This is a genomic window from Segatella copri (assembly GCF_015074785.1).
In the GTDB taxonomy this organism is placed as follows: domain Bacteria; phylum Bacteroidota; class Bacteroidia; order Bacteroidales; family Bacteroidaceae; genus Prevotella.
In genome coordinates this window covers 2551550-2564311 of record NZ_CP042464.1, presented here as the reverse complement: position 1 = coordinate 2564311, position 12762 = coordinate 2551550, and the positions used below count along the sequence as shown (strand labels likewise).

Annotated in this window: 7 protein-coding genes; 6 read left to right on the top strand and 1 reads right to left on the bottom strand. The window is 46.3% G+C overall.

The annotated features are described in order from the left end of the window. Positions 1-23: 23 nt before the first annotated feature. Positions 24-1469 (top strand): sialate O-acetylesterase, encoded by a 1446-nt coding sequence (locus tag FO447_RS10785; protein ID WP_437182707.1) that lies wholly within the window; start codon positions 24-26, stop codon positions 1467-1469. Between the two features lie 60 nt (positions 1470-1529). Here the strand turns inward: FO447_RS10785 and FO447_RS10780 are convergent, their stop codons facing one another. After that, on the bottom strand, positions 1530-2756 hold the full coding sequence (locus FO447_RS10780; RefSeq protein WP_117664388.1) for a transposase: 1227 nt from the start codon (positions 2754-2756) through the stop codon (positions 1530-1532). A gap of 132 nt (positions 2757-2888) precedes the next feature. Here FO447_RS10780 and FO447_RS10775 point away from each other — a divergent pair, with 132 nt between their 5' ends. The 5 genes from FO447_RS10775 (at position 2889) to FO447_RS10755 (ending at position 12738) form a co-directional block, all read left to right on the top strand. Continuing rightward, complete coding sequence (locus FO447_RS10775; RefSeq protein WP_437182724.1) at positions 2889-5468, top strand: glycoside hydrolase family 2 TIM barrel-domain containing protein; 2580 nt, start codon at positions 2889-2891, stop codon at positions 5466-5468. A 378-nt stretch (positions 5469-5846) separates the two neighbouring features. Further along, a complete protein-coding gene (locus FO447_RS10770) occupies positions 5847-7136 on the top strand; it encodes an IS1380-like element IS612 family transposase (RefSeq protein ID WP_005814044.1) in 1290 nt (429 codons plus the stop codon). Positions 7137-7285: 149 nt separating this feature from the next. Further along, on the top strand, positions 7286-10108 hold the full coding sequence (locus FO447_RS10765) for an AraC family transcriptional regulator (protein WP_200756289.1): 2823 nt from the start codon (positions 7286-7288) through the stop codon (positions 10106-10108). Positions 10109-10223: 115 nt separating this feature from the next. Beyond that, the gene (locus FO447_RS10760; protein WP_200756287.1) at positions 10224-11117 is read left to right on the top strand and encodes a sugar phosphate isomerase/epimerase family protein; all 894 of its coding nucleotides are present in this window, start codon (positions 10224-10226) and stop codon (positions 11115-11117) included. 106 nt (positions 11118-11223) lie between these two features. Then, a complete protein-coding gene (locus tag FO447_RS10755; RefSeq protein WP_200756285.1) occupies positions 11224-12738 on the top strand; it encodes a DUF4992 family lipoprotein in 1515 nt (504 codons plus the stop codon). Positions 12739-12762: the final 24 nt, after the last annotated feature.

Genomic DNA, 12762 nt, shown 5'->3' with positions numbered 1-12762 from the left:
CATACTAATCATAATATTCAATTATCAAAAATTCAAAATCTATGAAGAAACTGTTATGTTCTGCTCTGCTGCTTGCCATGACTCTGGCAGCGCAGGCAGAAGTGAAACTGCCAAAGATCTTTGGCGACAATATGGTATTGCAACAGCAGACGGAATGCAACCTCTGGGGTACTGCTGATGCCAACAAGGTGGTAAAAGTGCGTGCTTCCTGGAACGGCAAGACCTATAAGACTCAAGCCGATGCCCAGGGAAAATGGGCGATGAAGATAGAAACGCCTCAGGCTGGCGGTCCTTATGAACTGAGTCTGAGCGATGGAAAGGAACTGAAACTTCACAATATCCTGATTGGTGAGGTCTGGATCTGTTCGGGTCAGAGTAACATGGAGATGCCGATGAAGGGATTCAAGGCACAGCCTGTTGCGGGCACTCCTGAAGAACTGATGCTGTGTAAAGACCAGCAGTTGCGCCTCTTTACGGTTCAGCGCAATGCCCAGTTGCATCCTGTTGATACGGTGGCTGGCGACTGGAAGGAAGCTGATGCAGCAAGCGTTCGTGAGTTTAGTGCTGCTGCTTATTATTATGGTAAGACGTTGCGCCAATCGCTGGGTGTACCAGTAGGTCTGATTGTTACTTCCTGGGGCGGTAGTGCCTGTGAGGCATGGATCAACGGCAATCTCATCAAGAGCGATTGGCTCAAGGCATTCCCTAAACTTCATACACCTTGGAATGAGGCTGATGTGAAGAAATATCAGCAGCGCTGTCCTTCGGCTCTCTATAATGGTATGCTCCATCCGCTCATCGGTTACACCATGAAGGGTGTTATCTGGTATCAGGGTGAGGATAACTGCAATCGCTATGCTACTTATGCCGACCAGATGCAGACCTTGGTAAACAGTTGGCGCAAGGAATGGAAGCAGGGGATTTTTCCGTTCTATTATTGTCAGATTGCACCCTACGATTATAGTCTGATAAAATGGAAAAACAACAGTGCCCTGCTTCGTGAAAAGCAGATGGAGGCAGAGAAGCGCATCAGCAACTGCCGTATGGCTGTATTGCTTGATGCCGGTCTGGAGTATGGCATCCATCCACGTAAGAAGAAGGAGGTGGGCGAGCGTCTGGCTCTGCTTTCTCTAGCCAATACTTACGGTCAGAAGGGATTGCCTGATTTCGCTGTCAACAAGAGTGTTGAGTTCAAGGGCGATACCGCTGTAGTCAGCTTCGACCGCAGCAAGGAGTGGGTTTACTTCAACAATGGTCCTAAGAGCGACAACTTCGAGATTGCCGGCGAAGACCAGGTATTCCACAAGGCACAGGCTTGGATTTCACGCAACAAGGTTTATGTGAAGAGCGAGGAAGTGAAGAAACCTGTGGCTGTGCGCTATGCGTTCAAAAACTGGGTTGTGGGCGACCTCTTCCATGATGGCCTGCCTGTCAGCTCTTTCCGTACCGACGATTGGGAAGTGAAGTAATAGTTTATAGTTTATAGTTAATAGTTTATAGCAATAGTTCGTTAAAATTTGAGATAATGGCTAAGCAGCTTTACGTTGCCAGCCAAAGAGTTCTTTGATAGTATGACTAATTAACTTTCGGTTCGGTATTCTCCGACACTTGTTGAAAATTAATTTAGCGATGTATGTGCTTGCCATAATCTCCTTGAAAGAAGCCATGGAATACGGCAATTCATTTTCCTTCATCATCACTTTCGCAACATTCTGTGATGCGAATGATGCATTATAGGAAAAGTCCAACTGGTTCTTGTGTCTTGCTTGGCAATGCGTAAGACCAGTATATTGCTTTGCATCGCGAAAACAAAACTCTATTTGGAATCTTGAGCGGTATGTGCGCAACACTTCCTCACCCGACATGGATGTCTTTGTTGAGAAGAAAAGCTTGTGTTTTCCGTTCGGCATAACCCAAATGACAAGGCGCACTTTCTGCTTCAATGCCTTTGAATAGGCTATGAGTGTGTAGGCTGTGCCTTCAAGTCCTTCAATATGCAACTCTGCCATACGTGTGAGGTCAAGTTTCTTGTAGTTGATTTTTCCGTCAAGTGTCTTGGGACGTCCAGGCTTATTGGAACGAGGTCCCGTATACACATAATATAGGCTCGCAGTATCCCTGAAGCGGCTGACAAGATGGAAACCGCACTCTTTGATTCCGTCCACAAACGGACGGATAGAGAAGAAAGCGTCAGCGACAACAATATCGGTGACCTTCAACAAATCCTTCTTATAACGCTTGATGACCGCTATGTAATGTTGCACGAGAGTCATGTTACGCATTTTCAATTCTCCAGTAGATGGAGTCTGATGGGCGCGCAGCATCATGCAACTGTTGGCATGGACATCGACAAGTGCAAGCCCCATGATTTCAAGCCCATGCTTCATGGAACTTGCACAACCGGACCAGAAAGTACCGATATGCGGAGTCTTCTTACCCGACTTGCTGATGTAGCTCGGATCGATGGCTATAGCCAATAGACCATCCATATTCAAGTAACGTCGGCATAGGGCAAGGTTGAACTTCACCCAGTCTATGCATTTAGCACGACCACGGTTGAAGTTCGTTCTGTAGGTCTGCTCACAATGGGTGCCGTAACGCTCCATTTGAGTGAAATTTATCTTTCTTTGTATCGTCATGTACAATAAAAGTATTTCCAAGAGTAGACTCTCGAAAGTTTTGCTTAACTTTGCAGATGAACTTTTGATAGCATCTCTGCATATTTCCGTATATTGGTTGAGTGGTTCTGATGTCATATAACTTTGAGCTTAGAGAACTATAAAGTTACTGATAATCAGCCACTTAACCAAATTTTATTAGTTGTATTACGTTAATTAACTCTCTCATTTTCAATCGATTACATAAGAATTAACAGAGTATTGTTATAGATGAGATATTACATATTGATGGCTATGATGCTTTTGCTGGGTGTAGGCTCGGCAAAGGCATCGGCTTACGATGATACATCGGTGGCGGGTTTGTTTCCTGTCAGCAACCAGGGACGCGAGGTGTGGAATTTCAATCCCAACTGGCGGTTCCATCTGGGTGATGTGCAGGGCGCAGAACGTGCCGGCTATGATGATACAGACTGGGAGGTAGTTTCTACCCCTCATAGTGTAAAACTGGAACCTGCTGAGGCTTCGGGTTGCCGCAACTATCAGGGTATAGCCTGGTATCGCAAAACCTTTATCGTGCCTGGCAATCGCTCTGAAATCTATTTTGAGGCGATAATGGGTAAGCAGAAGATTTATGTGAACGGCAAACTGGCTAAGGAGCACTTCGGCGGTTACCTGCCTGTTATCGTCAACCTGAAAGAGCAGGGACTGAAGAAGGGCGATAAGTGTGTGGTAGCTGTGATGGCTGACAACTCTAATGACAAGAGTTATCCTCCTGGCAAACCGCAGTATACACTCGACTTTGCTTATCATGGTGGTATCTATCGCGATGTATGGCTTATCAATAAGAAGGAGGTTTCTATCACCAACGTGATTGAAGCTGACCGCCGTGATGCCGGCATCTTCGTTCATTTCTCGGATATTTCAGAGAAGCAGGCGAAGGTGTTTGTTGATGTCGACTTGCAGAATGTGGGCGGAAAGGCACGCAAGGTGAAGGTGGAGCAGAGTCTGCTGGATGCTTCGGGCAAGGTGCTCAAGACCATTTCGCAGAATGTGCTCCTGGCAGCAGGCGATGCACATCAGACCGTCAGACAGATGTTCTCTGTCAGGAATCCGCATCTCTGGTCGCCGGAGACACCTTATTTATATAGTGTGGTTACCCGCATCAAGGACGGTAAGCAGGTATTGGACGGCGGAAAGACCAAGTTGGGTATCCGCAGTTTCGAGTTCCGAGGCAAGGAAGGTTTCTGGCTCAACGGCAAGAAATACCGCCAGTTTATCGGTGCCAACCGTCATCAGGATTTTGCCTATGTGGGCAATGCACTTCCCAACAGTCAGCAATGGAGAGATGTGCTCCGTCTGAAGAATGCCGGTTTCAACATCATCCGTACTGCCCACTATCCTCAGGACCCGTCGTTCATGGATGCCTGCGATGAACTCGGAATCTTCATCATCGTGGCTACACCGGGCTGGCAGTATTGGAACAAGGACCCTCAATTTGCTGAGCGTGTGTTCCAGAATACCCGTGAAATCATCCGTCGTGACCGCAACCATCCTTCGGTTCTGATGTGGGAGCCTATCCTGAATGAGACCCGCTATCCTAAGGATTTCGCCCTGAAGTCGCTGCAGTTGACCAAGGATGAGTATCCTTATCCATACCGTCCTGTGGCTGTTGCCGACTGGAATTCGGCAGGTGTCAAGGAAAATTATGATGTGGTTTACGGATGGCCGGATATGGATATGAGCGGCATCAGCCAGTGTGTCTTTACCCGAGAGTTTGGTGAGTATGTGGATGACTGGTATGCGCATAACAACCTGAACCGTGCCAGCCGCAGCTGGGGTGAGAAACCGATGCTGACCCAGGCTTATTCTCTGGCAAAGACAACAGAGGAGATGCACACACCGGGACAGTTTATCGGTGGTTGCCAATGGCATCCTTTCGATCATCAGCGCGGCTATCATCCAGATCCTTACTGGGGCGGTATCTATGATGCATTCCGACAGAAGAAGACTGCTTATTATATGTTTGAGTCACAGCGCAGCGACCAGCCATTTGTGCATATCGCTCACGAGATGACCCAGTTCAGCGGTGCCGATGTGACGGTATTCTCTAATTGTGACAGCGTTCGTCTTACCACCTATCAGGGTGCTCATACCTATACTTTGCCAGTTCTTCATCCTACGGCAGCCGCCTTTAATGCCCCTGTGGTATTCAAGAATGCCTGGGATTTTTGGGAGGCTCGCGAATACAGTTATAAGAAGAAATCTCCTCAGATGGTAGTGATGGTAGCAGAGGGATACAAGGATGGCAAGGTGGTTTGTACCGACCAGCGCATGCCTTCCCGCCGCAGCACCAAACTCCGTCTTTATGTTGATGAGATGGGCAAACCGCTGGTGGCTGATGGCAGCGACTTTGTGGTTGTGGTAGCCGAAGTGACCGATGATAACGGTCATGTTCGCCGTCTGGCTAAAGAGAATATCCGCTTTACCCTGGAGGGTGAGGGCGAAATCATTGGTGATGCCAGCATCAATGCCAATCCGAGAGCTGTAGAATGGGGTAGTGCTCCTATCCTGGTGCGCAGCACGATGAAGCCGGGCAAGATTAAGATTCATGCCGAGGTTCAGTTCCCGGGTACTCATGCTCCTACTCCTGCCGACCTGGAGATAGAGAGCGTAGCTTATCAGGGAACCATGATGATGGGTACAAAGACAGCCAAGTCTGCCACTTCATCATCTGTTCAGAATGCTTCTTCTGCCACTTCTTCTTCTTCTCATGAGTTTACACCCGAGCAGAAGGCAAAGATGCTGAAAGAGGTAGAAGACCAGCAGGCTGATTTCGGTATTAATAATTAATAATGCGTAACCGGAGAGTTCTTTGCAGAAGATTCCGTTTACGTAATCGTTATCGTCTTGAAATCTTCAAAAAACAGAAAGTTTATTGGAGATTTCAAGACTTTTTTTGTACTTTTGCATACGTGAAACGATATTTTACCATACTTTTCTGTTCGCTTTATGCCTTGTTGGGTATGGCACAGAACAATATGCAGGTAGCTCATTATTCTACGAAGGAAGGGTTACCTCACGACATCGTATACCTTAATTCCGCAACACTATAATTTAACTTTATTTATAAGTTCCTGAGCAACAAAAAGTTGCCCAGGATTTTGCCATGTCAGAATTTTCACTTATCTTAGTGTTGCAAAAAGAAAACAAGCAAAACTCTAATATGACATGGCAAAAATACAAATTAAATCTGAGAAACTCACACCTTTTGGAGGAATTTTTTCAATCATGGAGAAATTTGACTCCATGCTTTCACCCGTTATCGACTCAACACTGGGTCAGAGATGCAGCAGTATCTTCGGATATCAGTTCAGCGAGATAGTCCGTTCGCTGATGAGCGTTTATTTCTGTGGCGGCTCATGCGTGGAAGATGTAACGTCACAACTGATGCGCCATCTCTCGTATCATCCTACCCTTCGTACATGCAGCTCTGATACCATCCTCAGAGCCATCAAGGAACTGACACAGGAAAACATCTCCTATACTTCCGACCAAGGCAAGACCTATGATTTCAATACTGCAGACAAACTCAACACATTGCTTATAAACGCTTTGGTTTCTACAGGCGAGTTGAAGGAAATTGAGGAATACGATGTTGACTTTGACCATCAGTTCCTTGAAACGGAGAAGTATGATGCAAAACCGACCTACAAAAAGTTCCTCGGCTACAGGCCTGGCGTATATGTTATCGGTGACAAGATAGTCTATATCGAGAACAGCGATGGTAACACGAATGTGCGTTTTCATCAGGCAGACACCCATAAGAGATTCTTCGCTCTTCTGGAATCCCAGAACATCCGTGTAAATCGCTTCAGGGCAGACTGCGGTTCCTGCTCGAAGGAAATCGTCAGTGAGATAGAGAAGCATTGCAAACATTTCTACATCCGTGCCAACCGATGCAGTTCGCTCTACAATGACATCTTTGCTCTGAGAGGATGGAAGACGGAGGAGATTAACGGCATCCAGTTCGAACTCAATTCCATTCTCGTTGAGAAATGGGAAGGCAAGTGCTATCGTCTTGTCATCCAGAGACAAAGACGCAACAGTGGCGACCTTGACCTGTGGGAAGGCGAATACACTTACCGTTGTATTCTGACCAACGATTACAAGTCATCGACAAGGGACATTGTTGAATTCTACAATCTGCGTGGCGGCAAGGAACGTATCTTTGACGACATGAACAACGGATTCGGTTGGAGCAGGCTCCCCAAGTCATTCATGGCGGAGAATACTGTCTTTCTTCTGCTTACTGCATTGATACACAATTTCTACAAGACCATCATGAGCAGGCTTGACACCAAGGCTTTTGGGCTCAAGAAAACGAGTCGCATAAAGGCTTTTGTCTTCAGATTCATCTCCGTACCTGCCAAGTGGATCATGACTGCAAGGCAATACGTGCTGAATATCTACACAGAGAACCGAGCTTATGCAAAACCCTTCAAAACAGAATTCGGATAAGAATCCTTTCTTTCCGGTTTGAATCTGCGTATTACCTCAAGTCGCATCGTGGGGTAAGGGGATGGTGGCTACATATTGATGTTGTGCTGTTGCTTTTTACTGAAAGCTGCTACTAACGACTCATAAATCTACCCTTAATCGTGTATTGGATGATAGTTGCGGATTTTAGGGTATACTGTTCTCTGAAGTCGAAAGACAGTTTCCTGTGGTTTGGAACCTGGTTCGGCTTATCCCGTTTCGACGGTTCCCGTTTTGCCAATTATTCTGATGCTTACATCTCTTCTTCCGACCAGCCACCCCGTAAGGTAGAATGGTTGGCAGAAGATGCTCTGGGCAATCTCTGGATCAAGACGCTCGACTGGAAACTCAGCGTCTTCTTCAAGCAGATCGAACGTTTCGAAGATGTCTATGAAGAACTGAAACCTTATGCCCGTAATCTGCAGGTCATCAAGATTCAGGCAGATGGTACCGGCAAGATTCTCCTGCTCACCAAAGATAAGAACCTGCTTCTTGCAGAAACATTAAAGGATGGAAACATCCGTATCCAGACGCTGGTAGATGCCCGAAAGTATATCAATACGTTCAATTATCAGTTGTGCCAGGATGTGGTACAGCTGAAGGCTTCGCGTGCCAACTATGTAGGAAAGGATTATCAGATTTATTCCGTTCCTGTTACTGCGAAAAACAGGAAGTGGACGCTCGGCATGTGGCAGCAGTATTTCGCCCGTAAATCAAAGGAACATTTTGTTTATCATACCCCGAACGGATGTGTGTGGCAGTTGGATGAGTCGCATACCGCCCTGGTGTGCCGTAATCCGAAGACCGGATGGGAACGCCGTTATCCGGTTTCGGGCGTAGGTAAGGTGGTGGAACCTAAGTTCATCGCCACCTCTCATCATGGTTACTTCTATCTTTCCGGTGCTGGCGAAATTATCTATATTGATCCGCAGACGATGGAAGGCGTTAACCTGGCTTTCCTTCCTAAGTTCCAAGACCATAAGCCAGATAGCCACTTCTTGAACATGAACCTGGACAAGGACGGACTGTTGTGGCTCACTTCTGCTGATAATGGTATTTACCGTGTCAGTTTCACCCCCAACCAGTTCCGTGTCATCCCTTTGCCGGATGGTGATAAGAGTGGAGTGAAAGCCATCTGCCAGTTGAAGAATAGTGATGTGCTGGTGGGTGCCCGCAGCAAGAATGTTTATCTGTTGGATATGCAGGGCAGGGTGAAGCAGGTGTTCGATTATGCCCATCATCAAATCGGCAGCATTTATCATGCCATGTGTGATGACAGGCAGAATCTCTGGCTCTCTACTAAGGGAGACGGATTGGTAAAACTGACTCCCGATTCCTCCAGACCAATAGGGTATCGCATCGCTCATTACCGTCATGATGCCCGGGATCCTTATTCCATCAGCGGCAACAATGTCTATATGACCTGTCAGGATTCCTACCATCGCATCTGGGTGGCTACGCTGGATGGAGGTCTCAATCTGCTGCAGGAACAGGGCGGAAAGGTGCGCTTCTATAATAAATATCATGGTATGAAAAACTATCCCGGTTACGGACTCTATATGGATGCCCGCAACCTGGTAGAGGACAGTCATCAGAGAATATGGGTAGGAACGATGGACGGACTGATGTCTTTCAAGACAGATTTCAAATCGGTAGGCGACCTGCGCTTCGAGACTTATCGCAATACCGATATCAATACCCGTGCCAATAGTGACATCTACGGACTTTACAAGGATAACAACAGGCAGGTTTGGATGTGTACCTTTGGTGGAGGTCTGAGTCGTCTGGATGGTTTTGATGAAGTGACGCATCTGCCTATCCTTACTTCTTTGGGAGCAAAGGAAGGTTTGCATAATGATGTCATCATTTCGATTTTAGAGGATAAGATGGGACGTCTTTGGCTGGTAAATGCCGATGGCTTGTCGTGCTATGATTATCAATCAGACCGCATCCAGCATTTCGACAATTCCGACGGTTTCCCTGATGTTCAGCTTGAGGAATCTTCTGCGGCTTTGATCCAGAATGGGGAGATATGGCTGGGGTGCAAGGAAGGAATCCTTGCTTATCAGCCGGAACGTATCCATACCACCCGTCTGCAATATCCTATATATATAATAGGTGGAGAGGTGAACAACCGCGATATCCGCAGTTACAATCAGCCAGCCATCTTGGAGAAATCGATGGTTTATACCGATCGTCTCACCCTGCGTCATTCCCAGTCGATGTTCACTCTGGAGTTTGCTGCCCTGAATTTCTGCAATCCGGAGCGCATCAGCTACCGTTACCGGCTGAAGGGTTACGACCATGATTGGCATTATGCCGGCAAGAACCGTCTGGCTTCCTATACCAATGTGCCGTCGGGAACCTATCAGTTTATCGTAGAGGTAATGGATGCCACCAATCCTGATTCTCACAGCACGAGAGAGTTGACCATCACCATTCTTCCACCCTGGTGGGCTACGTGGTGGGCTTATCTCATCTACATCATTCTGATATCCGTAGCCAGCTACTATGCTTTCCGCTATGCGAAGTATCAGATTCGGCTGAAGAACAATATCTACATCCAGAACCAGCTGGCAGAGTATAAGCGCAAGTTTAATGCCGAACAGCAGGATAAGCAGTTTGCCGACAAGGTGCGCCGGTTTATGGAAGCCAACTTGACTAATGCCGATTTCGAGATAGATATGCTGGCACAGGAATTGGGCATGAGCCGTTCAGCCTTCTTCAAGAAGACGAAGGCTGTGATGGGCTGTTCGCCAAGCGATATGGTGAAGGATTTCAAACTGAGTCATGCCGTAGAATTGCTGAAGCATTCCGGCCAGAGTATCACAGATGTAGCCTACTGTTGCGGCTTCACCGATGTAGGCTATTTCGGCAAGTGCTTCCGTAAGAAATATGGCATGTCGCCAAGAGAGTATGTAGCGCAGCAGCAGGAGAGTGAAATAAAAAAATAAAGTTTTTTATAAAAAATCTCAAAAAAGGTGATTACAGCGTGAACCAATGTGCGTCTTTTAGGCAATTGAAACAAACAAATTAAATGTTGACTAATCATTTTTACCTAAAAGGCTAATGAAACAACTGTCTTATCATAGTAGGTTTATATTGGTTCTGTTATTTACGTTGTTGAACACTTTACCAATATGCTCACAGGCGGCAACTCCTAGGTACAGGATAGCTGCTTGCGACTGGATGATGCTGAAACGTCAGAAGCTGGGCGAGTTTAAACTGGCTCATGAATTAGGAGCAGATGGCGTTGAGGTTGACATGGGCGGATTGGGTAAACGCGTGTTATTTGATAATCAGCTTAGAGAACCACAACAGGCAGAAAAGTTTCAGGCTGCAGCCCGCCAGTATGGCGTAGCTGTTCCTTCTATGGCGATGAGTGGCTTCTTCGCTCAGAGTTTCCTGACTCGTGATAATTATCAAGACCTTTTGAAAGATTGTTTCCAGACGATAAAACTCTTTGGCAGCAAGGTGGCTTTCCTTCCACTCGGAGGTAGCGGAAAAGACTGGCAGCAGGAAGGCTGTGCAGCATACCAGCAGATGGTTTCTCGCCTTCGCACAGCCGGTGAGATGGCAAAGCAGGAGGGTATCACCATCGGTATCAGAACCGGAATGGGAGCTAAGTTTGATAAGAAACTGCTGAAGAAAGTAGGCAGCAGTCAGATTAAGGTCTACTACAATTTTCAGGATGCAGCCGATCATCATCGTGATATCTGCAAGGAACTCCGGAAGTTGGGCGCCCAGCGTATCGTCCAGATACATGCTTCCAATACAGATAGCGTAAATCTTCAGGAAGACCCGGAGATTAATCTTCCGAAAATCAGGAAGACGCTTGACAAGATGAAATGGAGCGGCTGGCTGGTGGTAGAGCGGAGCCGTGATGTAAAGAGGGTAAGAGACGTGAAATATAATTTCGGTAGAAACATCGCTTACTTAAAACAGGTATTTCAAGAGCGGTAACAGTTTCGGGGAATAACTGGCAAACTACTTTTATATAATTAGGAAAGTGTAAATCGTGTTAGAAAAGAAATAAATCAAAATATAGTTAAACCTAAAAAAGACAATTATGAAGAAAAATCATTTCATTGCGCGGAAAGGACTCTTCTCTCTGGCACTTGCTGCCGTAGGAGCGATGTTCTTGGGTTCGTGTGCCGTTGATGGTTTTGATGACAAAGAGAAGTTTGACGACGGCGTGTCTGGAGTGAAACTTGAGTCACCTGAACTCTCGACAAAGACAGTTGCTGCTTCTGATGGTTCAGATAAGCTGCAAGTATCATGGAAGGTAGTCTATGGCGCTGGTGGTTACGAGTGTAAGGCTTATAATGTGGATGATCCTGACAATCCTGAGGAGGTGGCGAGTGATACCATTGATGGTACCTCTTTCCAATTCAAGATAGCTGAAGATACCAATTATAAGATAGCTGTGCGTACCTTGGGTAACAAGGCAAAGAACAATACTGAGGCTGATAAGGCTACAGAATTGGAATATAGTACATTGGTTCCAGCTAAGACCATTCCTAATAATTCTGATATTTCAGAATTCATTGCTGCCAACTTGCAGGAATCTGATAAGGAGCAGGCTTTCGAGTTGGAAGCAGGTGGTACTTATACCTGCAATAACTCAATTGATTTCAAGGGCAACAAGATGACCCTTCGTGGTAACAAACTGAGCCATGCTTTGGTTACTATGGGTGAAGGTGCTGCCATCTATACTTCAGCTCAGCTGAAGGTGAAGTTCATCAATTTCGACTGCTCTTCCACAACTCATAAGGGTGGTATCATCGAGATGTCTCCAGAGCCACCTGCATCTTGCTCTGCAGAGTCTCAGGGCGTTGGTGCTGGCAAGAATGGTGGTAAGCCTGCCGATGTATATATCCTGCAAGACCCAATTATCATTCAGGATTGTGCCTTCAAGAATGTCATCGACGGACTCTTCTCTGTAGGCCAGTGCTCTTGGGGTATTGCTGATGTACGTGTGATGAACAGCGTGGTTCAGATGCGTAATGACGGAAAGAAGAACTCTAATGGTGCTATCATCTGCGGCTTTTCTAATGGCTTCAAGGCTCCTAGTGGCGGTCAGTTCTGGTATGGTGGTATCAAGAGCATTACCATCAAGAACTCTACTATCTACAATATTGAAAGCAATAGTAAGAATCGTATGTTCCGTTTCAACAACAAGGATTTGGACCATGCCTTCCCTACAGCAGGTGGTTCTTGTACCATGATGGATAATACCTTTATCCGTGTATATGACAAGAAGGAGTTCGGTAACAATACTCCTAACAACAATAAGTACGTGATTACTTATGATAACAACATCTTCTACGACTGCTTCCGTTTGCAGAAGTTCATTCAGGGCAACTGTAAATTGGAATATCACCAGAATCTGAATACTGTCTGGAGTGTCGGCAGTTCAGTAGATGGAACCGATAAGGGTAAGCTGGCTACTGAAGAGAATGCTGGATTTGCTGAGGCAGAGACCAAGAAGGAACTCGACTTCACCCAGCCTAACTTCGGGCTTAATTTCAAGGCTACCGGTGCGATTTCAAGTACAATCGGTGATCCACGTTGGAGAAAATAATTTAAACTATCTAATCTCGAAACA

Bases quoted from the DNA above. Each gene is read 5' to 3' on its own strand.
- FO447_RS10780 (WP_117664388.1), bottom strand. From the start codon at position 2,756: ATGACATCAGAACCACTCAACCAATATACGGAAATATGCAGAGATGCT.
- FO447_RS10775 (WP_437182724.1), top strand. From the start codon at position 2,889: ATGAGATATTACATATTGATGGCTATGATGCTTTTGCTGGGTGTAGGC.
- FO447_RS10770 (WP_005814044.1), top strand. From the start codon at position 5,847: ATGGCAAAAATACAAATTAAATCTGAGAAACTCACACCTTTTGGAGGA.
- FO447_RS10765 (WP_200756289.1), top strand. From the start codon at position 7,286: ATGATAGTTGCGGATTTTAGGGTATACTGTTCTCTGAAGTCGAAAGAC.
- FO447_RS10760 (WP_200756287.1), top strand. From the start codon at position 10,224: ATGAAACAACTGTCTTATCATAGTAGGTTTATATTGGTTCTGTTATTT.
- FO447_RS10755 (WP_200756285.1), top strand. From the start codon at position 11,224: ATGAAGAAAAATCATTTCATTGCGCGGAAAGGACTCTTCTCTCTGGCA.